Genomic DNA, 22,207 nt, shown 5'->3' with positions numbered 1-22,207 from the left:
CGACCGCGACGCGTTCCTCGCCGCGCTCGCCGCGAGCGGCGCCGGCGGCTACGCCGACGTCGAGATCGCACTCCGCTCGCCGCGCCTCGCGACCGAGCGCCTCGACCTCCCGCCGCTCTCGCGCGCGGAGGCGCGCGCCGTCGCCGCGCGCCGACTCGGCGAGCTCGCGGCGCGCATCGACGCCGATGCCGCGTCGGCGTTCTCGGTCGCGAGCGGGCGCGACGGAGCCCTGCACGCCTGGCTCACCGCGGTGCCGCGCATCGAGAGCGCGGCCTGCCACGCCACGTGGCAGGACCGCGGCTTCCCGCTGACGCGCATCCAGAGCCGCCACCTCGCACTCGGGCAGCTCGTGCACCACCTCGATCACGAGTTCGCAGAGGGCGAGCTCGTCGCGATCTTCGACCTCGAGGCGAAGTCGGGAACGTGCGTCGTCGCGGATCGCGCGGGCTGGGTGTTCAGCCGCGAGGTGCCGCTGCGCTTCATGGGGCGCTCGGTGCACGCGCGCACCGAGCCCGAAGTCGAGGGTCGCCCGCACGCCGTCGAGCCGAGCTCCGAGCTACGGCTCGCACCGCTCGACGGCGACGACGACGCGCCGTCCGGCCTCGAGCTGGCGACGCCGCTCGGCGCGTCGAGCGCGCACACGGGCGACGGCGGCGACGAGCGCGACGGCGCCCTCGCCGAGGTCGCGATGCAGACGGAGCGGCTCGCCACCGAGCTGCGCCGCACCTTCCGCTACGTGCAGGGCCAGCTCGACGCGCGGCCCGTCGCGCGCGTCTTCCTCTCGGGCGAGATCACCGAGCTCGTCGACCTCGCGCCCGGACTCGCCTCGCACCTCGACATGCCGGTCGAGGTCGTCGCACCGCGCGCGCGAACGCGCGCCCGGGCGCGCGTTCGCGACGGGCGCCGCGCGCCCCGTCGGCGGCGCGGCGGTCGCGCTCGGCATGGCGCTCGCCGCCGACGCGCGCGGCGGCAATCTCCTCCCGCACGACGTGCTCGACCAGATCGCGGCGCGGCGCGCGCGCCGCGCGCTGCGCCGCGGCCTCGCCGCGGCCGCGACGGTGCTCGCACTGCTCGGCGGCGCGCTCGGCGCGCGTGCGACGTGGCTCGCGCGCGAGGTCGACCGCCTCGACGCGAGCTGGAACGACGCGCAGGCCGAGCGCGCGACGCTCGCGGTGATGCGCGAAGCGCGCCGGCGCGCAGCCGGGCTCGCGAGCGCGCGCGCCGCGATCGATCGACCGGCGCCGAGCGTCGCGAGCCTCCTCCACGTCCTCGCGCACACCGTTCCCGACGACGCGGCCGTCCACACGCTCGCGGTCGAGCGCGAGGAGGACGCGTGGCGCGTCGAGCTCGCGGTCGAGGCCGGCGGCGCTTCGGTGTCCTCCGCCGCACAGTCGATCGCGGATCTCGCGCGCGCGATCGGCGAGGCGCCCTTCGCGCGCGTCGACGAGGTCGCGCGAGAAACGGCCCCGCGCGCGTCGCAGGCCGACGCGCAGCACGTGCGCTTCCGCGTCGAGGGGGCGCTCGCGCCCGTCGAGCCGGGCGCGATCTCCGCCGCGCGCGCAGCCGCCGCCGACGGCGCAGCCCGCGAGCCGGGAGTCGACGATGCCTGACTCGACCCTCGCGCGCGCACTCGGGCGCGGCCCGAACCTCGGCCTGCTCGCGCTGCTCGTCGTGCTCGTCGCGGGCGGCGGCTTCGCCCTCGCCGTGCCGGGCCGCGACGCGACCGCGCGCATCGAGGAGCGACTCGCGACCGCCGCCGCACGCGTCGACGCGTGGGCGCGCGAGCGCGTCGCATCGCGGCCCGCGTCCTCCGCCGAGCGCGCGGCGTGGGCGAGCGAGTGGGCGGCGCTCGCGCGGCGCATTCCCGCCATCACCGACGACCCGTCGCTCGTCGCGCGCGTCGCGGCCGACCTCGACGCGCCGTCCGTGCGACAGCTCGAGGTCGCGCAGCGCACGCCGGCCGCGCGCGTCGCCGACGGCGAGGACGACGATGCCGGAGCCCCCGCGCTGCGCGTCGAGGAGCCGTTCGGCGGGGGTGCGCTCGAGATCGTCGAAGCGCCGCTGCGCGTGAGCTTCCGCGCGGGCTACGACGACGCCGTCCGCATCCTCGAACGCCTCGAGTCCGGCGAGCTGCCCGCGCGCGTCGAGGCGATCGCGCTCAAGCGCGACCGGCCCGGCGTGCACGTGCGCGTCGACCTCACCTACTTCACGCGGCGCCCGGGCCGCACCGCACGCGCGCCCGCGCGGGAGGCGTCGTGATGCAGCGCCGCTTCGTCGCTCCGCTGCTCGTCGTCGCTGCGATCGCGGTCGCGGTCGAGAACGTCGTCTACTTCTCGTCCGGCGACGCGCCGGTCGCGTCCTCGGACGACGCCCGCGACGACGACGCGCTCGCCGACGATGGCGAGAGTGCGGCGGCGGACGATGCGGGCACTGCCTCGCTGCCGCCGGTCGCGGCCGCAGCCGTCGTCGCGCACGCGAGTGGACTCCCGAGCCCCGAGCTCGCGCGCAACCCGTTCCTCACGCGCGACGAGGCCGACGCCGTCTCGGCGGTCAGCGGCGTTCGCGTGCACCGCGGGCCGCCGTCGCTCGACGGCACGCTCGTCGGCCGCTCCCGCCGCGTCGCGTGGCTCGACGGCATCGCGATGTCGGAGGGCGACGTCCTGCGCGGCTACCAGCTGCTGCGCATCGAGGCCGACTCCGTCGTGCTGCGCACGGCCGCGCGCGAGCTGCGCCTCGCACTCGGCGCGTCCGCCGACGGCGACGGCGCGCTCGCGGCGCCCGCGCCCGACGCCTTCGACGACCCCGCACCGACGACCGGCGCTCCGCACGCCGAGGAGGACCGACCGTGAGACCGTCCCGCCCCTTCGCCGCGCTCGCGTGTGCGGCGTCGCTGTCGTGCAGCCTGCTCGGACAGCCCACCGCGCCGACGCCGCACGACGCGGCCGACGCCGAGGCGCCGCGCGCGGCGGTCGTCGCGCCGCCTCCGCCGACGACGCTCGCCCCGCGTCTCGCACGCGTCGCCGAGGCGTCGCCGCGGCCGCCGGCGCTGCGCCTGCTCGAAGCGACGTCCTTCACGCTGCTCGTGCAGGACGCGGAGCTGCGCGGCGTGCTGCTCGGGCTCGGGCGCGAGAGCCCGCTCAACATCGTCGTCGACCCCGACGTCCGCGGCCTCGTGAGCGCCGACCTCGCGAACGTGTCGCTGCTCGAGATCCTCGACGAGCTCGTGACGGGACGCGGCTACCACTACGCGGTGCGCGGCAACGTGCTGCGCATCTTCCGCCACGATCGCGAGACGCGGACCTATCGCGTCGACTACCCGACCTACACGCGAAAGGGCGAGAGCCGCGTCTCGCTCGCGGGCTTCATCGGCGCGGACACCGAGCTCGGCGGCGACGTGCAGGGCTCGACGTCGACGGGCGACTCGAGCGTGTCCGAGATCGAGACGTCGACCGAGCAGGACCTGTGGGGCGAGATCGAGGGCGCCGTCCGCACCATCGTGTTCGGCGCGGCCGACGCGACGGCGGCGAGCGACGACGACGCCGAGGACGGCGACGGCGCGGCGGCTCCCGCCGCCAGCGCCCTGCCCGACCGCCGCGTGATCGTCTCGAAGCAGGCGGGCCTCATCTCGGTGACGGCGGAGACGCGCGTGCTCGACGAGGTCGAGCACTACCTCCAGGCGGTCGCCGAGAGCCAGCGGCGCCAGGTGCTGATCGACGCGCAGATCGTCGAGGTGACGCTCGGCGACGACTTCGACCTCGGCTTCGACATCGAGTCCGCGCCGAAGCTCCCGGGCAACAACGTGAACGGCATCTTCGAGCGGCTGATCACGCCGGGCCTGCGCGAGGCGACGATCGCGCAGAGCCTCGCGCCGGTGCTCACCGAGGGCGGCATCTCGGTCGGCTTCGCGAAGGACAACTTCGGCCTGCTGCTGCGCGCGCTCGCGAAGCAGACGGACGTGCGCGTCGTGTCGACGCCGCGCGTGAGCACGCTCAACAACCACAAGGCGATGATCAAGGTCGTCCGCAACCGCGTCTTCTTCGTCGCGCAGACCGAGACGATCACGCCGACGCAGGGCGTCGTGCAGACGTTCACCGAGTTCATCCCGACCGTGATCCCGGTCGGCGTCAACCTCGACGTCACGCCGCAGGTGTCCGAGGAGGGCGAGATCACGCTCCACATCCGGCCGAGCGTCTCGGAGGTGGCGTCGGTCGAGCTCCAGCCCAAGACGAACGCGTCGCAGCCGCAGAACGGGAGCCTCCCCGTCGTCGACATCCGCGAGACGGACACGGTGCTCCGCGTTCCGGACGGCGCGACGATCGTGCTCGGCGGGCTCGTGCAGAGCCGCGAGTTCGAGCAGGAGCGCAAGGTCCCGTTCTTCGGCGACATCCCGCTGCTCGGCGAGGTGCTGACCGGGACGTCGACCGAGGAGCAGCGCACCGAGCTGCTCATCTTCCTCACCCCGACCGTCCTCGACACGCCGCGCATCGCGCGCGTGACCGAGCGACTGCAGAGCGAGTTCGAGGAGACGCACGCGCTCTGGCAGCGGCGGTCCCTCGAGCTGCCGTGGTGGCGCAAGCCGCTCGGCCAGTCGTACGGAGCCTACCGATGATCGACCGAACCCACGTGCACGGAGCGCATCCGACGCCCCGCGCGACCGGTCGCGCGCGCGCGCTGCGAACGGCCGCGCTCGCGGCGCTCGCGCTGCTCGTCGCCGCGCGCGCTCTCGCGACCGACGCCGACGACGAGGTGCGCAAGCTCGCGGCCTTCCGCGAGAGCGCGAGCCTGTTCGACTCGGCGGCCGCCGCGGCGCGACGCGGCGACGCCGACGCCGCGCACCGCGCCTTCGCGCGCGCGATCGAGCTCGACCCGACGTTCGTCGAGGCGATGGTGGGCCTCGCCCGTCTCGCCCTCGAGGACGGCGACGCCGCGGGCCTCGACGAGGCCCGCGCGTGGCTCGAGCGCGCCGCGCGCGCGCGTCCCGACTATCCGAAGGTGCCGGCCACCCAGGCGCTGCTCGCCGCGCGCGAGGGGGACACCGCGCGCGCGCTCGACGCGATCGAGCGCGCCCACAGGCTCGCGCCCGACGACGGCGAGATCGCCACGAACCACGGCGCGCTGCTGATCGAACGCGGCCGGCTCGCCGACGCGCGCAAGGTGCTCGAAGGCGCGCTGCGCCGCGCGCCCGACGACGCGCTCGCGACCTACAACCTCGCGCTCGTCGACGACCTCGAAGGCCGCGTGGACCGCGCGGCCTGGGGCTACGGGCGCTTCCTCACGCTCTCGAGCCAGGCCGATCCCGCGCGCGCCGAGGTGCGCGCTCGCATGCAGCTGCTGCTCGGCGAAGTCGCCGCGGACGCGGCGCCCGCCGTCTCGTCGGCCGCGCCGCCCTCTGCCGACGACGTCGCGCAGACCCCCGATTCCGAGAACGGCTCCCGCGCGGGAGCTCCGTCACCCGAGTCCGAAGGAGGAACCCGACGATGAAGAACCGAACGACGACCCGAACGAGAATCCGCGAGCGCGGCTTCACGCTGATCGAGATCCTGGTCGGCGTGGCGATCCTCGCCATCCTGTCGGCGGCGCTGACGCCGCTCGTCATCAAGTACATCAACGACGGACGTCGCGCGCGCGCGCTGTCGGATTCGCAGACGATCGGCCAGGCGATCATCGCGTTCAATCTGGACACGGGAACGTGGCCGGTGAACAACGACGCGAACCCGAACGACGCGGGCGAGCTGTCGCGCCTCGTCGGGCTGCCGGCCGCCGACATCAACGCGGCCAACATCCCGGACGGCACGGGCGCGACGGGCGCCGGCAACTGGGACGGCGGCGGCAACGGAGGCACGGCCGGCGCGCTCGAGGATCACCTGATCCGCAACCAGACGGCCGCGCTCTCGCCGATCTACGCGGCGAGCCAGTCGCCGCCCGAGCCGCCGGGCTGGAACGGGCCCTACCTGAAGCAGGTGCCGCTCGATCCGTGGGGCCGGCCGTACGTGTGCAACGTCCGCTACCTCGACAACGCGAACGTCGCGGGCGTGACCGACGCGGAGGAGGACGACCACGCGGTCTTCTGCCTCTCGGCCGGCGGCAACGGCGTGTTCGAGACGAGCTTCGACGACGGCACCGAGCTGCAGGGGCCGGGCGGCGACGACGTCGGCTGGCCGATCCAGGGCGACCAGACGCCGTAGGCGCGCGGCGCTCCACGCGGTGCGCGACGCGCGCCCCGCGACCCGGGTCGGAGTCTCGCTGCGAAGAGGGGCAGCCCGCACGGCGCGGGCTGCCCCTCGATCGTCCGGCCCGGCGCGCGACGCCTAGCTTCGCAGCGCCATCACGCGCGCGCGATCGATGCGCGCGAACACGCCCACCGCGCGAACGCACACGGTGTCGCCGTGGCGCAGCACGCCGCGCGTCGTGATGCGACGCTCGCCGATCTCCTCGATGCGCGCCTCGAACACGACGTCGGCGCCGAGCGGCGTCGGTCGCTCGTAGGCGAGGTCGAGCCGCACGGTCGGCCCGGCCGCGCCGCCGAGGATGTTCGCGACGTTGAACACCTGGTCGAACGCGCCGGCGATGATCGCGCCGTGCACGCAGCCCGGCGGCCCTTCGTACGGCGTCGTGAAGCGCGCGCGACCGACGGCGAGGCCGTCCGCGTACTCCATCTCGACGGGCAGCGCGAGCGGGCTGTAGATGCCGAGCACGGGGTCGTAGGGGAACACGTCGTGCGGCTCGAGCACACCGTCCGGCGGCTCGCCGCCGTAGCGCGGGGGCGGCGCGGCCGCGCAGCGCGCCTCGAGCCGGTCGGCGAGCGCGTGCGCGTCGTCGGCGAAGCGCGCGGTCTCGGCGGCGTCCGCTCCGTTCGCGACCGTCGCCGCCACGAGCCGGCGAACGCCGTCGGCGAGGCGCCGCAGCTCGCGCTCGCGACCCCGGATGGCGGGGTGCCCGCTCGCGCGCTCGCGACCGCCCGGCTGGTTGAGGTGCGGGCGCGCGTCCGACCGCGCGCGCGTCACGGGGTGAGCACGACCTTGAGTGCATCCTCGTCGTGCGCGGCGAAGATCTCGTAGCCGCGCGCGCCGTCCGCGAGCGGAAGGCGGTGCGTGATGATCTCGGTCGGGTCGAGCCGGCCCTGCTCGATCAGCGGCAGCAGCTTCGGCACGTAGTTCTGCGGTTCGACGAGCGCGGAGCGCAGCGTCAGGTTCCTGCCCATCACGCCGGTCGTCCACGGCAGCGCGACGTCGCCGGCCGGCATCACGCCGATCACGGCGACGCGACCGCCGAAGCGCACGACGTCGATCGCCTGCGCGACGAGCGACGGCAGGCCGATCGCCTCGATCGCGCAGTCGGCGCCGCGGCCGCGCGTCGCCTCGCGCACCGTCTCCTTCACGTCCTGCGTGCGCGGATTCACGGGCGTGCAGCCGCGCGCGCGGGCGCGCGCGAGACGCGCGTCGTCGAGGTCGACGGCGAACACCTGCGACGCGCCGCGCAGCTGTGCGCCGCGCTGCGCGAAGGTGCCGACCGGCCCGCAGCCGAAGACGACGACGACGTCGCCCGGCCCCACCTCCGCCAGCTCCGCACCCATGTAGCCGGTGGGCAGCACGTCCGTCAGGAAGAGGCCGCGCTCGTAGTCCATGCCGTCGGGAACGCGGAAGAGGTTCGCGTCCGCGAACGGGACGCGCGCGGCCTCGGCCTGCCCGCCCTGTCGGAGCGGATTGCCGAAGACGTTCGAGTAGGGGATGCCGCCCGTCAGCGTCGAGCAGCCGCCGTACCGGTGGTCGCGGCACTCGTCGCAGCGACCGCAGCCGACCGTGCACGACACGAGCACGCGATCGCCCTTGCGGAAGCGCTCGACCGCGCTCCCCGCGTCCTCGACGACACCCGCGAACTCGTGCCCGAGCAGGAAGGGCGGCAGGCCCGCGATCGCCTCGCCGTGCCAGAAGTGGAGATCGGAGCCGCAGATCGCGGTCTTCTCGATGCGCACGACGACATCGTGCGCGTCCTCGATCTTCGGGTCGGGCGCCGACTCGAAGCGCACGTCCTCGTGCCCGTGGTAGACGAGTCCCTTCATCGCGCGCGCGTGCTCCCCGACGAAGACGGGCCCCGGCGCACGCCGGGGCCCGTCGCTCTCGATCGACCGCCGTTCAGCCCGCGGCGATCTTCACGTTGCGGGCCTCGGGTCCCTTGCGACCGTCGCCGGTCTCGAACTGGACGGCCTGCCCTTCGTGCAGCGTCCGGAAGCCGTCGCCCTCGATCGCGGAGTAGTGGACGAAGATGTCCTTGGTCCCGTCCTCCGGCTCGATGAACCCGTATCCCTTCTGATCGCTGAACCACTTCACCGTGCCTCGCGCCACGCCGTTCCTCCTCGCACTGGCTCGCTCGTCACCGGCGCGCGCCCGAGCGGCTGGCGACCCCACGCGGCCGCCGCGCCGCGGCGGCTCCATCCGTGCCGCCGGCGAGCGCGCGCCCGGCATCGTCCGCTGCCGAGCGAGCGGCGCGCATTCTACGCCCGGCGCCGCGCGTTCCTCGCGGAATCTCGCGCGCCCGCGCCGGTGAGTCGCGCGATCGGATGCGAAGTGGCGCGAATCCGCCCTGTTAGACTCGCAAGCGACATGTCGACGTGGCACGCGTTCTACGCCGGTGACCTGCAGTCGCTCTGGGCGTTGTTGGTCGCGCCCTTCGCGTTCCTCGCCTATCGCGGCGTGCGCGCGTGCGCACCGTCGCCGCGATCCGTCGCGAGCGACGGCGGTGCGGACGTCGCCCGCGCGCGCGCCGCGCGCTTCCTCTCCGTCTACACCGTCGCATGGGCGGTCGAGACGATGCTCGATCCCATCGTCGGCGGGCCCATCGTCCGCGCGCTCGGGTGGAGCGACGGCTTCGGCGCGACGGCCGTGATGTTCGCGTTCGTGCTGCTCGGCGATCTCCGCGTGCTCGTGCTCGTGCTCGGTCTCGGCGCGTCGATGCGCGGCGAGCCCGCCTCCGCGTGGGGGCCGCGCGCGCTCGGCCTCGTGCTCGTCGTCCCGATCGCGACCGGCGCGATCTGGGGCGCCGCGCGCGCACTCGACCCGAGCCTGCCGGGCCAGGGCATGTGGCTCGTCTACGAGCTCGGCTTCGTCGCGCTGGCGAGCGTGCTCGCGCGCCGCGAGGTGCCGCGCGCGGCGGGCGGCGATGCGCGCCTCGCGGACTTCCTGCGAAGCTGCCTCGGCTACGTCGCCGCCTACTATGCACTGTGGGCGGCGTGCGACGTCGTCGTCCTCGCCGGCGTCGACGAGGGCTGGGCGCTCCGCATCGCACCCAACCAGCTGTACTACGCGCTCTGGATCCCGTTCGTCCACGCGCGGAGCCGGCCGCTGCGGTCGTCCTACGCGTCGTCCGCCGCGCACGCCTCGTAGAACGCCACGAGCTCGTCGATCCACGCGTCGAGGTAGGCGCGTCCGCGCGCCGCGTCGAAGCGCCGCGGGTCGCCGACCGTGCCATCCGGCGCGTGCGCGCGAAGGCTCGGGTAGAAGAGCGCCTGCGCGTCGCCCGGCCCGCCGTCGACGCCCGCCGCGAGCGCGTGCGTCGCGACGCCGTGCCCGTCGATCGCCCGGAGGATCGACGTCTCGACCTCGCCCGCGTGGTGCCCCTGCTCGCGCGGGGCGATCCCGCTCTCGGCGCCCACGCGCGCGAGCCTGGCCGCGACGCCGGCGGGGTCGTCGCACACGACGAGCGCGCACGGCGCGGCGGCTGCGCGAAGCGCGTCGCGCGCGGCGCGCAGCGCGCCGAGGTTGCCGCCGTGCGCGCTGAACACGAACGCCCGCGCGAAGCCGTGAGGAGCGAGCGAGCGCAGCAGGTCGGCGACGACCGCCGTGAAGGTCGCCGGCGAGAGCGAGAGCGTGCCGGGAAACGCGGCGTGCTCGCTCGCCGCACCGAGCTCGAGTGCGGGAAGCGCGATCGCGCCCGCGATGCGCGCGGCGACGCCGGCCGCGAGCCAGCGCGCGATCGCGATGTCGGTGTCGAGCGGAAGGTGCGGGCCGTGCTGCTCGACCGATCCGAGCGCGAGCACCGCGACGCGGTGCGCGCCGCCCGGCGCGGCGTCGACCTCCGGCCAGCGCAGCCGGCCGAGCGCCGGCGCGGGTGCGAGCGGCGCACGCGGGCGCGCATTCGCGTTCGGCACCGACGCGCGCAGCACTCGCGCGGGTGCGCCCGCCAGGCGCGGGCGCGCGTCGTCGTTCGACGCCGACCCTGCGCGCGCGAGTGCGGGCGAGCGCGCGTAGAGCGCGCCGTCGCGGTCGCGCCCCGGCCAGTCGGCGGGGTCGAGCGCCGAGCCGCGCAGCCAGCGCACGAGCAGCGCGTTCGCGAGCGCCTCGTGCTCGAACGCGGCCGAAGGGCCCGACGCCTCGGCCGCGAGCGCGACGCTGCGCACGCCCGAGCCGGCGAGCGCAGTGGCGAGCGCGCGCCCGAGCGTCGCGTCCTCGTCGACCCGGCGCGCACCTCCGCGCGCGCCTCCGCGCGCGAGATGGATCGCGAACGGCGGCGGCGCGCCGGCCCGCGGCCGCGCCGCCGCGGCGAAGAGCAGCTGGAGGCCGCCATGTGCGAGCTCGAAGCCATCCCACACGGGAGGCGGCGTGCGCTGCGCCAGCTCGAGCCACTTCGTCGGCAGGTGCGCGACGCACTCGCCGTAGCCCTCGCTCGCGACGAAGGCGACTTCGCCGTCGACGAGCGCGCGCGCGCTCGCGGGATCGGCCGGGTCGAGCCCCGCGCTCGCGAGCGCCGCGTCGAGCGCCAAGTCCGCGCGCTCGACGCGGCGCGCCACTTCGTCGCCGTCGAAAGCGAGCGCGGGCCGTGCCGATGCGCTGCCTCCGATCGCGCGCCCGAGGCTGCGCGCGATGCGCAGCGCGGCGACGAGCCCGAGCATCGGCCCGACGACGCGCGCGAGCGTCCCGTACTCGTCGGGCGCGTCGACGTCGACGATCGCGGCGCCCGAGGCGACGAGCGCGCCGAGCCACTCCGCGCGCTCGCCTCCGCGCGCCGATGCCCCCTGCGCCGTCGCGACGACCACCGCACCGAAGGCGCGTGCGTGCGCGAACGCGAAGCGCGCGTTCGGCGAGAGCCCCTGCGAGAAGACGACGAGCGCGTCGCGGAGGGACCCGGGCGGCGGCGTGCGCGCGAGCGCGCCGGTCGGCTCGAAGCGCGCGGGGAGGCCGAGCTCGCGCGCGAGCACGTGCGCGAGGAAGCGCGCGTGCGCGGCCGAGCTGCCGACGCCGGTCGTGACGATCGCGCGCGCGCGGTGCGGGTCGAACGGCGGCGCGAGCTCGGCGAGCGCACCCGCGGCGCGCAGTGCGGCCGGAATCGACGCGATGCGCGCCTCGATTCGCGCGAGCCCCCCGGCGTCGCGCGAGCGCCGAGCGCGCTCGTCCCCGCCGCCTGCGGTCACGGGCGTCGCGCGGCGCGCGGGGAGCGCGCCATCGCCGGCGCGGTCGGGGATGCGGACGCGACCCCGGAATCGAGCCCGGGCGTCGACGCGGGTCGAGCGCGGGCGCGGCCACCGCGTCGAGCCCGGCGGCGCGCAGCCCATCGACGGGATCGGGCTCGCCCGCGACCGCGTCGGCGACGACGCGCCCGCGCCGGCCCGCGCGCGAGCGCGGCCAGCAGACGCAGCTCGCGTTCGGCCGCATCGGCGCCGGCGGACGCCGCGCGCATCGCGCGGCGAGAGCACGGCGAGCCACGCGGCCTCCCGCTCGCCGGCGAGGGCGAGCCGCCGCCACGCGGCGCGCGCCGGCGCGGGCTCGAGCGCGAACCGCTCGAGCACGGGCTCGGGCTGCCGCCGGACGCGCAGCGCGCCGCCCGCCGCCGCGCCGCCGCGCAGCGCGATGCGCTCGGCGCGCGACGCGAGGTCGACGAAGGCGTCGAGCTCCACCCAGACGGGCGCGTCGATCGACCCGCCCACCGGCAGCAGATAGGTCGCGACGTGCAGGACGTCGGGAAGGCCGTGGAGCGGGCGCGGCGTCGTGCACGCGACCGCGCGCGGAAGCTCCGCCGCGTCGGCGCGCGCGGTGCCGAGGACGTGCCCCGACGCGCGCTTCGCCTCGAGATAGTGCGCGTTGAACGGCGAAGCATCGCGCGCGAGCGGCCGCATCTCCGCGACGCGCAGCTTCTCGCGCTCGAGCGCGCTCACCTTGCCGGGATTGTTCGAGAGGACGACGAGCGGGGCCTCGACACCGAGCAGCGCACACGCGTCGGCGACCTCGCCGTAGCGGCGCGCATCGGGATGCAGGCCCATGCGCTCGTAGGCCTCGAAGGTCGTCGTCCGGTGACGGCTCGCCTGCACGATCATGCGATCGCGCGCCTTCGCGACGATGCCCGCGCCCCGCCCTTCCTGCGCCAGGTAGAAGAGGACGCCGCGCCCCTCGCCGTCGATGGCCGCGAGCGCGGCCTCGAGCTGGCCCGCGCAGTCGCAGTCGCACGCACCGAGGAACTCGCTCGTCACGCAGGACGAGTGCACGCGGCAGAGCACGGGCTCGTCGCCGCGGACGTCGCCGCGCACGAGCGCGAACGCGCTGCGGTGCGTGGCGACGTTGCGGAACTCGGCGACGTCGAAGGGCCCGTGCGCGGTCGCCCGACGCGTCGCGCCGAGCGCGAGGAGCGATCCGCGGAGCGCCGGTGCGGCCACCGCGCGCCTAGCTCCGCGCCGGAGCCAGGCGCACCTTGTAGTTGCCGCGCGCTTCGTCGTACTCGATCTGCAGGTCGCCGCGGTCGTCCGCGGCCTCGAGCAGCTCGGAGAACAGCTTGAAGCCGTGCTGCGACTCGTTGAAGTCGGGCGCCACGCGCCGCATCGTCTGCTTCACGATCGATCCCCAGAGCGGGTCGTAGTCGGACTGCAGCGAGCGCACGATCTCGGTGAGCTGGTCGAAGATGGCGTCCTTGCCGGTCGGCTTCTGGCCGCGCTTCGCGCTCGCGCGGGGCCGCGCCGCGGCCGTCGCGAGGTCGTCGTAGAAGATGAACTCGTCGCAGTTGGAGAGCAGCAGGTCGGAGGTCGAGTTGCGCACGCCGCAGCCGATCACGCGCTTGTCGTTCTCCTTGAGCTTCGAGACGAGCGGGGAGAAGTCGCTGTCGCCGGTGATGAGCGCGAAGATGTCGATGTGCGTCTTCGCATAACAGAGATCCATGGCATCGACGACCATGTGGATGTCGGCGCTGTTCTTGCCGCTCTGCTTGGTGTGCGGGATGTCGACGAGCTCGATCCCGTGCGTGTGGAAGGTCCGCTTGTCGTCGCGGTACTTCGTCCAGTCGCAGTAGGCGCGCTTGAAGACGATGCGCCCCTTCTCGAGCAGGCGCTTCAGGATGAGGTCCACGTCGAAGTGGTTCGCCCCCTTCGCCTGCCTCACGCCGAGCGCGAGGTTCTCGAAGTCGACGAACACGGCGATCCGGGGCTCCTGGTCCATTGCACCTCCGGCGCGCGAGCGTAGGCGGGCGCGCGGGGGCCGGCCCGCTCATTTTTCGAGCAGCCGGCGCGGGTCGCGCCCAATTCGCGCGCAGATGCTCGTTTCGCGAGCAATTCCCATCGGTTCGGATCGACCCGGGCGAGCCGGAAGCCGCCCGATCGCGCCTAGAATCGCGCGCCGTTTCCGCCACCGCGCGGGGCCCTCGGCGCGGAGGCCGAGCGGCTCCGCACGGCCCGCCCACCGAGGATTCCACGATGTCGCATCGCCCGTCGTCGGCCGCGCGCACGGTCGCGCGCGCCCGGCTCGTCCTGCTCGCTCCGATCGCCCTCGCCGCTTCGCTGATCCCGTCCGCCGCGCGGGCCGAGGATGCGCTCGACTCCGGCGACACGGCGTGGGTCCTCACGTCCACCGCGCTCGTGCTGTTCATGAACATCCCCGCGCTCGCGCTCTTCTACGGCGGGCTCGTGCGCACGAAGAACGTGCTGTCGCTGCTCATGCAGTGTCTCGCGCTCACGGCGATCGTGAGCCTCCTCTGGCTGTGCGGCGCGTACAGCCTGTCGTTCGCCGAGGGCAACGCGCTCGTGGGCGACCTCTCGAAGGCGTTCCTCGTCGGCATCGACGGCGCGACGCTCGCCGGAACGATCCCCGAGCCCCTCTTCTTCGCCTTCCAGATGACGTTCGCGGTGATCACGCCCGCGCTCGTGATCGGCGCGTTCGCCGAGCGCATGCGCTTCTCGGCGATGCTCGTGTTCTCCTCGCTGTGGGTGGTCGTCGTCTACGCCCCGATCTGCCACATGACGTGGGGCGGCGGCCTGTTCTCGCAGTGGGGCGTGCTCGACTTCGCGGGCGGCATCGTCGTGCACATCACGGCGGGCGTCGCGGCACTCGTGACGTGCCTCGTGGTCGGCCCGCGCGACGGCTACGGGCGCACGGCGATGCCGCCGCACAACCTCACGATGACGTTCATGGGCACCGCGATGCTGTGGGTCGGCTGGTTCGGCTTCAACGCGGGCAGCGCGCTCGGCGCGAACGGCACGGCCGCCATGGCGCTGGTCGTCACACACGTCTCGGCGTGCGCGGCCACGCTCGCGTGGATGGCGATCGAGTGGGTGAAGTTCGGCAAGCCGAGCGTGCTCGGCGCGGCGACGGGCTCGATCGCCGGGCTCGCCGCGGTGACGCCCGCCTCGGGCTACATCGGGCCGGTGGGCGCGCTCGCGATCGGCCTCGCGTCGGGCAGCATCTGCTGGTACGCGGCGGCGGTGCTGAAGAACCGGCTCGGCTACGACGACTCGCTCGACGTCTTCGGCGTCCACGGCGTCGGCGGGTTCGTGGGAACGCTGCTCGCCGCGGTCTTCGCATCGAGCGCGTTCGGCGGCGGCGGGCTCGCCGACGGCGCGACCGTCGCGAGCCAGCTCGGCGCGCAGGCGGCCGCGGCCGCGATCACGATCGTGTACACGGGCATCGCGAGCTACGCGCTGCTGAAGCTCACCGGGCTCGCCGTCGCGCTGCGCGTCGACGACGCCGACGAGCGGATGGGGCTCGACCTCTCGCTGCACGGCGAGACCGGCTACAACCTCTAGCCCGCGTCCGCGGCCACGCGTCGCTAGGCGCCGCTCGCGAGGAGCTCCTGGGCGATGGCCCGGGCGAGGTTGCCGTCGACCTCGCCCTTGTGCGCCTTCATGAGCGCCCCCATCACCTTGCCCGCGTCGCTCGGCGCGGCCGCGCCCGAGGCGGCGATCGCGTCGGCGACCCACGCGCGCGTCGTCGCCTCGTCGGCGAGGCTCGGCAGGAAGGACTGCACGACCGCGAGCTCCTCGCGTTCGGTCGCGACGCGGTCCGCGCGTCCCGCCGCCTCGAAGGCCTCGATGCTCTCCTTGCGCTGCTTCTCGAGGCGGCGGAGGAGCGCGGTGCACGTCTCGTCGTCGAGGCGCTCGGAGTTGTCCTTCTTGAGCTCGTTCAGGAACGCGGCGCGGATCGATCGCAGCGCGGCGAGCCGCGTCGCCTGCTTCGCGCGAAGCGCGTCCTTCATCTGCGTGCTCACGTCGTCGAAGATCGCCATCGGGCGGGGCTTCCTCCTGCGGTTCGCGGCGCCGAAGGTAGTCGCGTGGCGGCGGGCTGACAGCTGCCCGCGCGGCCCGCACACTGCGCGCATGACGCGAGCCTGGGAGACGGTCGACGGCGTCGCGACGGCGCGCGGCCGGCTCGAGCTGCGGCGGCGCGCCGACGGCGACTTCCTGATCGCGCTCGCGGGCCGCGTGCTCATGAACAGCCGGCAGAGCCGTTCGGAGGAGGCGCTCGGCCGGCTCGCGGCGGAGCTCGCGTGCGAGAGAGCACCCGTGCCGCGCGTCCTGATCGGGGGGCTCGGGATGGGCTGCACGCTCCGCGCTGCGCTCGACGCGCTGCCGGCAGGCGCGCGGGTGGCGGTGGCCGAGCTGACCGAGCGCATCGTCGACTGGTGCCGCGGGCCGCTCGCCCCCGTGTCGTCCGGCGCCGTCCTCGACCCGCGCGTCGCGATCGAGATCGTCGACGTCGCCGCGCGCATCGCGCGCGCGGCCGCGAGCCCGGACGAGCGCTTCGACGCGATCGCGCTCGACCTCGACGAAGGTCCGCATCACGGGCGCGGCGCGCGCCAGCACCCCGTGTACGGAGAGCGCGCGCTGCGAACGACGGCGCGCGCCCTGACGCCGGGGGGAGCCTTCGTCCTCTGGAGCGAGCACCGCGACGCGGGCTTCGAGGCGAGGCTTCGCGGCGCGGGAATGACCTTCGAGATCCGCCGCCCCGGGCGCGGCGGACTGCGCCACGCGGTGTACGTCGCGCGCGCGCGATCGGGCGGGGGCCGGCGCTAGGCGCGCGCTTTGCCGGCGCGCTGCGGCGCGAAGGGGCAGCGCGAGCGGGCGGCGCGAGCGGGCGGCGCTCAGTGCCGGTCGACGCCGCCTTCGCCGTCCGCCGGGACCGCCGCGTCCGCCGTGGTGCACGCGTCCGCTTCGGCTCGCTCGCCGGCTTCGCCGCGCACGCGCGGCGCTTCCCCGGCCTCGGCGTCCGCGCATGCGCCGGCCCGCGCGGGCAGCGTGCCGCGCTCGCGCAAGAGCGCGCGAAGGTGGTCGCGGAGCTGCCGCCGGAAGGCGGGATGCGCGGGGCTCGGGAGCAGATCCGCCTCGAGGAACTCGAGCAGCTCGAGCTCGTCGACGTCGACCGGCACCGCCTCGTCGGCTTCGGCGCCGACTCGCCGACCGATCGATCCGGAACCCGTCGACGCCGGCGGAGACGCCGCGCTGCGGACCGGACGATGGAGCTCGTGCAGCGCGTTGCGTGCCATGGGCGTCCCGCGTGGAGGGTGGACTTCCGCAGGGAACGAGAGCCGCGTCGGAGCGAGCGCGCGGAACATAACGTCCGAGCCGCGCGCGCCACAGCGCGGAAACCCCCACGAAGCGCGAGCCGCTCTCGCGCGCGAGGAACGCTAGAGCGCCGCCTCGCGCGTGCCATCCGGGGCGCGGCGACGTCGCGCACTCCTCACTTCGTCGTGACGATCCCGCCGTCGACGGGAATCACGTCGCCGGTGATCCACGCGCCCGCGCGCGATGCGAGGAAGATCGCAACGCCCGCCATGTCCTCGGGCTCGCCGATGCGGCGGAGGGGAACCGAGCGCGCGATCGCGTCGCCCGCCGCGTCGAGCGTCGCGCGCATCATGCGGCTCTGGAAGGGGCCCGGCGCGATCGCGTTGACCGTGATCTCGGGCGCGAGCTTGCGCGCGAGCACGCGCGTCAGCTGGTGGACGGCCGCCTTGCTCGCCGAGTACGCGTACGTCTCGAGCGCGGGAACCTGGATGCCGTCGACCGAGCCCACGTTGATGACGCGCGCGGGGTCGCCCGGACGCGTCGCCGCGCGCAGGAGGGGCGCACACGCGCGCGTGAGCGCGAAGACGGCCTTGACGTTGAGGGCCCACAGCTTGTCCCACGCTGCGTCGGGGTACTCCTCGAGGGGCGCTCCCCAGGTCGCGCCCGCGTTGTTGACGAGCACGTGCAGGGCGTCCTCGCGATCGGCGAGGTCGGCGGCGAGGGCGCGGCACGCGTCCTCGCTCGCGAGGTCGGCGACGATCGGCGTGCACGAGCCCGAACGCGAGAGCCGCGCGGCCACGCGATCGAGCGCGTCGGCCTTGCGCGACGCGACGTACACGCGCGCGCCGGCCTCGACGAAGCCGGTCGCGATCATCTCGCCGATCCCGCTCGCACCGCCCGTCACGAGCGCGACCTTCCCCTCGATCGAGAACAGCTCCTTCATCGTCCCTCCCCGCACGACGCGCGCGCGAGGGCGAGTGTCGAGGACGCCGCGCGCCGAGCGCAAGCCGCGCGAGCGCGTCCGCGTGGCGTACACTCGCGCGCCCGGACGACGCACTCGCAACCTCGCCACGGCGCACTGCGGCCGCCCGCGCACGCCCGAACGCCGCTTCCCGACCACCGACTGCCGACCCGACGACGCGCAATGAGCCTCCACTCGAACTCCGGCCCGATCCCCGGGCGCGCGACGCCCGAAGGCACGCGCCGCTATGCGGCGCGCGCTCCCGCCTGCGCCGGGCACTTCCGCGCGCCGGATCGCCTCCTCGTGTCGTCGCTGGCACTCGGAACGCGACAGGGCGCGCCCGGCGGCGTCGACGACCTGCTCTACCGCTCGGCGCTCGAGACCCTGCTCGAGGCAGGCTGCAACGTCGTCGACACCGCGCTGTCGGACCGCATGCAGACGAGCGAGCGCGCCGTCGGCGCCGCGCTCGCCCGCGCGATCGCGAGCGGCCTCGTCGCGCGCGACGAAGTGGTGGTCGTGACGAAGGGCGGCGCGCTCACCGCCGACGCGCGCTTCGCGCAGACGCGCGCCGAGGTGCACCGGAATCTCGTCGCCACGTATCTCGAGAGCGGGCTCGTCGATCCCGACCGGCTCGTCGGCGGCCACTGCATGCAGCCTCGCTTCCTGCGCGACCAGATCGCGCGGAGCCGCGCCAACCTCGGGCTCGAGACGATCGACTTCTATCTCGTGCAGGAGCCCGAGCTGCACCTGCGCGAGCTCGGGCCCGACGGCTTCCGCGACGCCCTCGTCGAGACGTTCGCGGCGCTCGAGGACGAGGTCGCACACGGTCACATCGCGGCCTACGGCGTGTGCACGTGGAACGGCTTCCTCGTCCCGCACACCGAGCGCGAGCACCTCTCGGTGTTCGACGTCTTCGAGGCCGCGCTCGAGGCGGGGAGCGGCGACCACCATCTTCGCGCCGTGCAGATGCCGTACGGGCTCGCGGTCGGCGAAGGCGCGGCACTCGCGTCGCAGCTCTCGGGCGGCGCGACCGCGAGCGTCGTCGAGCTGCTCGTCGACACGGGCACGCTCGTGCTCGCGAGCGCGCCGCTCTTCGGCGGACGCATCGTCGGCCACGTGCCCGCGTTCGTGCGCGCGGCCTACCCCGAAACGCGGGGCGACGCGCAGTGCGCCCTGCAGTTCGCGCGCAGCACGCACGGCGTATCGACCGTCGTCGTCGGCCTGCGCGAGCCCGCACACGTCGACGCCGCGGTCGCGCTCGCGCGCACGCCGCCCGCCGAGCCCGCGATCGCGGCGGGCCTCTTCCGCGCGGCCGCAGCGCGAGCGCGCTGATCGCGCGGCGGCGCCCGCTCGACGCGCACGGCTGGTAGAGTGGGCGCCGCGCGCACGTCGAGCCCTCGCAGGGGAGGCCCATGCACCGCGTCGACCGACGGAAGAGCGAGCAGACGAAGACGGGACGCCGCCCGAGCGCGGACGACACCGCTCGCGGCGACGACCCACCGCGGCTGCACCTCGAGCCCGTCTCCCATGCGGCGGGCGAGCGCGACGACTTCGCGGCCGCCGTGCGCGCGGGCCTGACGGCCGCCGCGAAGTCGATCCCGTGCCGCTTCCTCTACGATGCGCGCGGCTCGCTGCTCTTCGAGCGGATCACGGAGCTGCCCGAGTACTACCCGACGCGCGCGGAGCGCAGCATCCTGCGCGCGCACGCGGCCGACATCGCGCGCTGCGTGAAGCCGCCCGTCGAGCTCGTCGAGCTCGGGAGCGGGAGCGCGTCGAAGACGCGCGCGCTGATCGAGACGCTGATCGAGGCCAACGGCTCGCTCGTGTTCCGCCCGATCGACATCTCGCCCACGATCCTCGAAGCGAGCTCGCGCGAGCTGCTCGACGCGCACCCGACGCTCGTGATCGAAGGGCTCGTCGGCGAGTACGACGCCGCGCTGCGGTCGCTCGCAGAGCGGCACGAGGGCCGCTCGCGGCTCGTCCTGTGGCTCGGTTCCTCGATCGGCAACCTGTCGCGCGAGGCCGCTGCTCGCTTCCTGGCGCGGGTGCGCGGCGCGCTCGGCCGCGCCGACCGCCTGCTCGTCGGCGTCGACCTGCGCAAGGACGCGCGCGTGCTCGAGCGCGCCTACGACGACGCGGACGGCGTCACGGCCGCGTTCGACCTCAACCTGCTCGCACGCATCAACCGCGAGCTCGGCGGCCACTTCGATCTCGCGCGCTTCCGGCACGAGGCCTCGTACGACGTCGAGGCGGGCCGTGTCGAGATGCACCTCGTGAGCCTCGGCGCGCAGCGCGTGCCGATCGACCGCCTCGGCATCGAGGTCGGGCTCGCCGACGGCGAGGCCATCCACACGGAGAGCTCGTACAAGTACTCGCTCGCGGAGATCGACGCGCTCGCGAGCGCGGCCGGGCTCGCCGTCGAGCAACGGTGGCTCGACCGCGACGGGCTCTTCAGCTCGAACCTGCTGCGACCGGCGTGAGACGGGAGAGCCGTCGGCCCGCGCGCTCCGGACCCGCGCGGGAGCAGGGCCCAGAAGCTAGTGACCCCGCGCGTCTTGCGACGCGCGGGGCCTCCCTGGGAAGGGGATATTCAGCTGTCTGCACAGTAAGTGGCGCCGGACGGGCCGAGGTGTCAGGGCGGGGACGCACTTTTTCGATTTTTTTCGCAGCCGCTCGCGGCCCTCGAAAATCCATCGCTAGAACGGGTACTTACCGGCCCTTCCCGGCGCCTCCGAAGCGCGGCTCGATCGACACCACGAGCCGGCCCCCCTCGAAGCGGCCGGCGCTGAAGACGAGCAGGTGGCCGCTCCTCGCCCGCGCGTCGACCTTGACGGCGCCCTCGATGTCGACGGCGAGCAGGGCGCCGCGCTCGTCGATCGCCATCGGCCGCACGCGCGCGCGCTTGCCGTTCGGGAGCGCGATCGTCGCGACCTGGTCGAGGCCCACGCGCTCGGTGCGCGCCTCGAGCACCCGCAGGCTCTGGTAGCGGATCTCCCGGCGGAGGCGCGCGTCGATCTTGCGGGCGCGCGCGTCGATCGCCCCCGGCTCGTCCGAGGCGAGGCTCACCATGAGCTCGACGTCGAGGGTGGGCTCGGCGGCCGCCGTCCGCGGCGCGATCGCCGCGACCGCGACGATCGCGACGAGCAGCGCGCACGCGCCGCGCGCGGGCGCGCGCAGCACCGACCCGCCCCGTCCGTTCCTCGCATTTTCCGTTCGCGTCACGTCGCCTCCCCTCGCGCTCGCTCGCGCTAGGCCGCGTCGAAAGTCCAGATGATGGTGACGTCGTCGTCCGGGTCCTCGATGACCATCACCGGCCGCCCGCCGCTGTCGAGGTACCGGACGACGCCGGTCGCCGGCGCGCCGAGCGCCGCCGTCGCCGGGCCACCGTCGCCGGGCGCGGTGCCGCCGCGAACGACGAGCACGATGGCGACGAGCGCGGCGGCGGCGAGGGCGCCGCTCCCGAGCGCCCACCGCGGGATGCCGAGATCGAAGGCCGGGCGGCGCGGCGCTCGCGCGCGCTCCGCATCGGCGGCCGCGAGCGCGGGGGCGAGCCCGGCCCAGACGTCGAGCGGGCGCTCCGGCGCGGGCGACGCGACGCGCTCGTCAGCCGCGACCGCTGCGACCGCGCGCGACACGGCGCGCAGCGCATCGAGCTCGGCGCGCAGCGCGGGCGATCGGCGGAGCGCGCGCTCGAAGCGCCAGCGGGCGAGCGCGCCGAGCTCGCCGTCGTGATAGGCGTGCAGGCGCGCGATGTCGCGTTCGAGCTGGATCGGCTCCAGCGCGTCGGGAAGGGGCTCGCTCATGTCTCGTCCTCGTCGCCGTCCGTGTCGTCGGTGTCGTCCGCGACGTCCCCTCCGCCGTCGTCCGCCTCGTCGTCGGTCCCGTCGTCCGCGGCGCGCGCGCCGCGCGCGCGCTTCGTGCTCGCGGGCGGCGTCACGCCCGCCTCGATCAGCATCGCCTGCACCTTCTTGCGCGCGTAGAAGAGCCGGCTCATCACCGTGCCCTTCGGAATCGAGAGCCGCTCGGCGATCTCGGCGTACGAGAGGCCGTCGAGCTCGCGCAGCAGCAGCGTCTCGCGCGCGTCGTCGGGGAGCTGGTCGATCGCAGTGGCCATCAGCTCGCGCAGCTCCGCGCGCTCGACGACCGCGCCCGGACTCGGAAAGGCGCCCGAGGCGATCGCGCCGGGCGTGCCCTCCTCGCGGATGCGATCGGGCCCGAGCCGCTCGTCCTGCCACTCGACGTGGCGGAGCGACTTGTCCTTGCGCTTGAGATCGAGGCAGTGGTTGAAGACCAGGCGGTAGAGCCAGGTGTAGAAGCTCGAGCGCCCCTCGAAGCCGGGGAGCGCCGTGTAGGCCTTGAGGAAGGCGTCCTGGATCGCATCGCGCGCGTGCTCCTCGCTGCGGAGCATGCGCCGGGCGAGCGCGAAGGCTCGTCCCTGGTACCGCTCCACCAGGATCCGGAAGGCGTCGTGATCGCCCTGCTGGGCTCTCGCGACCACC

23 protein-coding genes are annotated in these 22,207 nt (G+C 74.9%); 11 read left to right on the top strand and 12 right to left on the bottom strand.

The genetic code is table 11. From position 1 onward, the window contains the following. Nucleotides 1-556: 556 nt before the first annotated feature. Nucleotides 557-943, bottom strand: a complete 387-nt coding sequence (locus R3E88_03605) for a hypothetical protein (protein MEZ4215542.1) — start codon at nucleotides 941-943, stop codon at nucleotides 557-559. Between R3E88_03605 and R3E88_03600 the strand changes: the two genes are divergently transcribed. Genes R3E88_03600 through R3E88_03575 form a run of 6 tightly spaced genes read left to right on the top strand, consistent with a single transcriptional unit; the run spans nucleotide 942 to nucleotide 6,185 of the window. Then, nucleotides 942-1,610, top strand: coding sequence for a hypothetical protein (locus R3E88_03600; GenBank protein ID MEZ4215541.1), 669 nt, complete (start codon nucleotides 942-944; stop codon nucleotides 1,608-1,610). The genes R3E88_03605 and R3E88_03600 overlap by 2 nt on opposite strands. Continuing rightward, nucleotides 1,603-2,259 (top strand): hypothetical protein, encoded by a 657-nt coding sequence (locus tag R3E88_03595; GenBank protein ID MEZ4215540.1) that lies wholly within the window; start codon nucleotides 1,603-1,605, stop codon nucleotides 2,257-2,259. Before R3E88_03600 ends, R3E88_03595 begins: the two co-directional genes overlap by 8 nt. Continuing rightward, nucleotides 2,259-2,849, top strand: a complete 591-nt coding sequence (locus tag R3E88_03590; GenBank protein MEZ4215539.1) for a hypothetical protein — start codon at nucleotides 2,259-2,261, stop codon at nucleotides 2,847-2,849. Before R3E88_03595 ends, R3E88_03590 begins: the two co-directional genes overlap by 1 nt. Next, nucleotides 2,846-4,609: a secretin and TonB N-terminal domain-containing protein gene (locus R3E88_03585; GenBank protein ID MEZ4215538.1), complete on the top strand. Its 1,764-nt coding sequence runs from the start codon at nucleotides 2,846-2,848 to the stop codon at nucleotides 4,607-4,609. Before R3E88_03590 ends, R3E88_03585 begins: the two co-directional genes overlap by 4 nt. After that, nucleotides 4,606-5,481: a tetratricopeptide repeat protein gene (locus tag R3E88_03580; protein MEZ4215537.1), complete on the top strand. Its 876-nt coding sequence runs from the start codon at nucleotides 4,606-4,608 to the stop codon at nucleotides 5,479-5,481. Before R3E88_03585 ends, R3E88_03580 begins: the two co-directional genes overlap by 4 nt. After that, nucleotides 5,478-6,185, top strand: a complete 708-nt coding sequence (locus tag R3E88_03575) for a type II secretion system protein GspG (protein MEZ4215536.1) — start codon at nucleotides 5,478-5,480, stop codon at nucleotides 6,183-6,185. The genes R3E88_03580 and R3E88_03575 overlap by 4 nt, the downstream gene beginning before the upstream one ends. A 123-nt stretch (nucleotides 6,186-6,308) precedes the next feature. Here R3E88_03575 and R3E88_03570 read toward each other — a convergent pair whose 3' ends face one another. The 3 genes from R3E88_03570 to R3E88_03560 all read right to left on the bottom strand — a co-directional run bounded on the left by R3E88_03570 (nucleotide 6,309) and on the right by R3E88_03560 (nucleotide 8,342). Next, nucleotides 6,309-7,004, bottom strand: a complete 696-nt coding sequence (locus R3E88_03570; protein ID MEZ4215535.1) for a PaaI family thioesterase — start codon at nucleotides 7,002-7,004, stop codon at nucleotides 6,309-6,311. Beyond that, a complete protein-coding gene (locus tag R3E88_03565) occupies nucleotides 7,001-8,059 on the bottom strand; it encodes an alcohol dehydrogenase catalytic domain-containing protein (GenBank protein MEZ4215534.1) in 1,059 nt (352 codons plus the stop codon). Before R3E88_03565 ends, R3E88_03570 begins: the two co-directional genes overlap by 4 nt. A gap of 73 nt (nucleotides 8,060-8,132) precedes the next feature. Further along, complete coding sequence (locus tag R3E88_03560; GenBank protein MEZ4215533.1) at nucleotides 8,133-8,342, bottom strand: cold-shock protein; 210 nt, start codon at nucleotides 8,340-8,342, stop codon at nucleotides 8,133-8,135. Between the two features lie 258 nt (nucleotides 8,343-8,600). Here R3E88_03560 and R3E88_03555 point away from each other — a divergent pair, with 258 nt between their 5' ends. Beyond that, nucleotides 8,601-9,380 (top strand): hypothetical protein, encoded by a 780-nt coding sequence (locus R3E88_03555; protein ID MEZ4215532.1) that lies wholly within the window; start codon nucleotides 8,601-8,603, stop codon nucleotides 9,378-9,380. Here the strand turns inward: R3E88_03555 and R3E88_03550 are convergent. Both R3E88_03550 and R3E88_03545 read right to left on the bottom strand, forming a co-directional pair. Then, nucleotides 9,350-12,640: a creatininase family protein gene (locus R3E88_03550; GenBank protein MEZ4215531.1), complete on the bottom strand. Its 3,291-nt coding sequence runs from the start codon at nucleotides 12,638-12,640 to the stop codon at nucleotides 9,350-9,352. The two genes, R3E88_03555 and R3E88_03550, sit on opposite strands and share 31 nt — an antisense overlap. Nucleotides 12,641-12,647: 7 nt before the next feature. Next, nucleotides 12,648-13,412: an NYN domain-containing protein gene (locus R3E88_03545; protein MEZ4215530.1), complete on the bottom strand. Its 765-nt coding sequence runs from the start codon at nucleotides 13,410-13,412 to the stop codon at nucleotides 12,648-12,650. A 254-nt stretch (nucleotides 13,413-13,666) separates the two neighbouring features. Between R3E88_03545 and R3E88_03540 the strand changes: the two genes are divergently transcribed. Continuing rightward, nucleotides 13,667-14,992, top strand: coding sequence for an ammonium transporter (locus tag R3E88_03540; protein MEZ4215529.1), 1,326 nt, complete (start codon nucleotides 13,667-13,669; stop codon nucleotides 14,990-14,992). A 23-nt stretch (nucleotides 14,993-15,015) separates the two neighbouring features. Here R3E88_03540 and R3E88_03535 read toward each other — a convergent pair whose 3' ends face one another. After that, on the bottom strand, nucleotides 15,016-15,471 hold the full coding sequence (locus R3E88_03535; GenBank protein ID MEZ4215528.1) for a GatB/YqeY domain-containing protein: 456 nt from the start codon (nucleotides 15,469-15,471) through the stop codon (nucleotides 15,016-15,018). Nucleotides 15,472-15,562: 91 nt separating this feature from the next. Here R3E88_03535 and R3E88_03530 point away from each other — a divergent pair, with 91 nt between their 5' ends. Continuing rightward, nucleotides 15,563-16,258 carry a spermidine synthase gene (locus tag R3E88_03530; GenBank protein MEZ4215527.1) on the top strand — a complete coding sequence of 232 codons (696 nt, stop codon included), beginning with the start codon at nucleotides 15,563-15,565 and terminating at the stop codon, nucleotides 16,256-16,258. 68 nt (nucleotides 16,259-16,326) lie between these two features. Here the strand turns inward: R3E88_03530 and R3E88_03525 are convergent, their stop codons facing one another. Further along, nucleotides 16,327-16,611 (bottom strand): hypothetical protein, encoded by a 285-nt coding sequence (locus R3E88_03525; protein ID MEZ4215526.1) that lies wholly within the window; start codon nucleotides 16,609-16,611, stop codon nucleotides 16,327-16,329. 311 nt (nucleotides 16,612-16,922) lie between these two features. Next, nucleotides 16,923-17,690: an SDR family oxidoreductase gene (locus tag R3E88_03520; protein MEZ4215525.1), complete on the bottom strand. Its 768-nt coding sequence runs from the start codon at nucleotides 17,688-17,690 to the stop codon at nucleotides 16,923-16,925. A gap of 201 nt (nucleotides 17,691-17,891) precedes the next feature. Between R3E88_03520 and R3E88_03515 the strand changes: the two genes are divergently transcribed. Further along, nucleotides 17,892-19,040: an aldo/keto reductase gene (locus R3E88_03515; protein MEZ4215524.1), complete on the top strand. Its 1,149-nt coding sequence runs from the start codon at nucleotides 17,892-17,894 to the stop codon at nucleotides 19,038-19,040. Between the two features lie 80 nt (nucleotides 19,041-19,120). Then, on the top strand, nucleotides 19,121-20,188 hold the full coding sequence (egtD, locus tag R3E88_03510; protein MEZ4215523.1) for an L-histidine N(alpha)-methyltransferase: 1,068 nt from the start codon (nucleotides 19,121-19,123) through the stop codon (nucleotides 20,186-20,188). Nucleotides 20,189-20,417: 229 nt separating this feature from the next. On the opposite strand, the gene R3E88_03505 is transcribed toward egtD, so the two are convergent. From R3E88_03505 to R3E88_03495, 3 genes are read right to left on the bottom strand one after another with little or no spacing between them, the layout of a single operon-like run. Beyond that, entirely contained in the window at nucleotides 20,418-20,930 is a 513-nt protein-coding gene (locus R3E88_03505; protein MEZ4215522.1) for a hypothetical protein, read from the bottom strand. A gap of 26 nt (nucleotides 20,931-20,956) precedes the next feature. Next, complete coding sequence (locus R3E88_03500) at nucleotides 20,957-21,511, bottom strand: hypothetical protein (GenBank protein ID MEZ4215521.1); 555 nt, start codon at nucleotides 21,509-21,511, stop codon at nucleotides 20,957-20,959. Then, nucleotides 21,508-22,206: a sigma-70 family RNA polymerase sigma factor gene (locus tag R3E88_03495; protein MEZ4215520.1), complete on the bottom strand. Its 699-nt coding sequence runs from the start codon at nucleotides 22,204-22,206 to the stop codon at nucleotides 21,508-21,510. The genes R3E88_03500 and R3E88_03495 overlap by 4 nt, the downstream gene beginning before the upstream one ends. Between the last annotated feature and the right edge of the window lies 1 nt (nucleotide 22,207).

It is taken from the genome of Myxococcota bacterium, assembly GCA_041389495.1.
GTDB lineage: Bacteria > Myxococcota_A > UBA9160 > UBA9160 > UBA4427 > JAWKRT01.
This window is presented reverse-complemented; position numbering and strand designations above follow the sequence as displayed.

Excerpts from the sequence above, each read along its gene's own strand:
- R3E88_03540 (MEZ4215529.1), top strand. The coding sequence starts at position 13,667 with ATGTCGCATCGCCCGTCGTCGGCCGCGCGCACGGTCGCGCGCGCCCGG.
- R3E88_03555 (MEZ4215532.1), top strand. The coding sequence starts at position 8,601 with ATGTCGACGTGGCACGCGTTCTACGCCGGTGACCTGCAGTCGCTCTGG.
- R3E88_03565 (MEZ4215534.1), bottom strand. The coding sequence starts at position 8,059 with ATGAAGGGACTCGTCTACCACGGGCACGAGGACGTGCGCTTCGAGTCG.
- R3E88_03520 (MEZ4215525.1), bottom strand. The coding sequence starts at position 17,690 with ATGAAGGAGCTGTTCTCGATCGAGGGGAAGGTCGCGCTCGTGACGGGC.
- R3E88_03595 (MEZ4215540.1), top strand. The coding sequence starts at position 1,603 with ATGCCTGACTCGACCCTCGCGCGCGCACTCGGGCGCGGCCCGAACCTC.
- R3E88_03590 (MEZ4215539.1), top strand. The coding sequence starts at position 2,259 with ATGCAGCGCCGCTTCGTCGCTCCGCTGCTCGTCGTCGCTGCGATCGCG.
- R3E88_03575 (MEZ4215536.1), top strand. The coding sequence starts at position 5,478 with ATGAAGAACCGAACGACGACCCGAACGAGAATCCGCGAGCGCGGCTTC.
- R3E88_03535 (MEZ4215528.1), bottom strand. The coding sequence starts at position 15,471 with ATGGCGATCTTCGACGACGTGAGCACGCAGATGAAGGACGCGCTTCGC.
- R3E88_03530 (MEZ4215527.1), top strand. The coding sequence starts at position 15,563 with ATGACGCGAGCCTGGGAGACGGTCGACGGCGTCGCGACGGCGCGCGGC.
- R3E88_03605 (MEZ4215542.1), bottom strand. The coding sequence starts at position 943 with ATGCCGAGCGCGACCGCCGCGCCGCCGACGGGGCGCGCGGCGCCCGTC.
- R3E88_03500 (MEZ4215521.1), bottom strand. The coding sequence starts at position 21,511 with ATGAGCGAGCCCCTTCCCGACGCGCTGGAGCCGATCCAGCTCGAACGC.
- R3E88_03600 (MEZ4215541.1), top strand. The coding sequence starts at position 942 with ATGGCGCTCGCCGCCGACGCGCGCGGCGGCAATCTCCTCCCGCACGAC.
- egtD (MEZ4215523.1), top strand. The coding sequence starts at position 19,121 with ATGCACCGCGTCGACCGACGGAAGAGCGAGCAGACGAAGACGGGACGC.
- R3E88_03515 (MEZ4215524.1), top strand. The coding sequence starts at position 17,892 with ATGAGCCTCCACTCGAACTCCGGCCCGATCCCCGGGCGCGCGACGCCC.
- R3E88_03580 (MEZ4215537.1), top strand. The coding sequence starts at position 4,606 with ATGATCGACCGAACCCACGTGCACGGAGCGCATCCGACGCCCCGCGCG.
- R3E88_03545 (MEZ4215530.1), bottom strand. The coding sequence starts at position 13,412 with ATGGACCAGGAGCCCCGGATCGCCGTGTTCGTCGACTTCGAGAACCTC.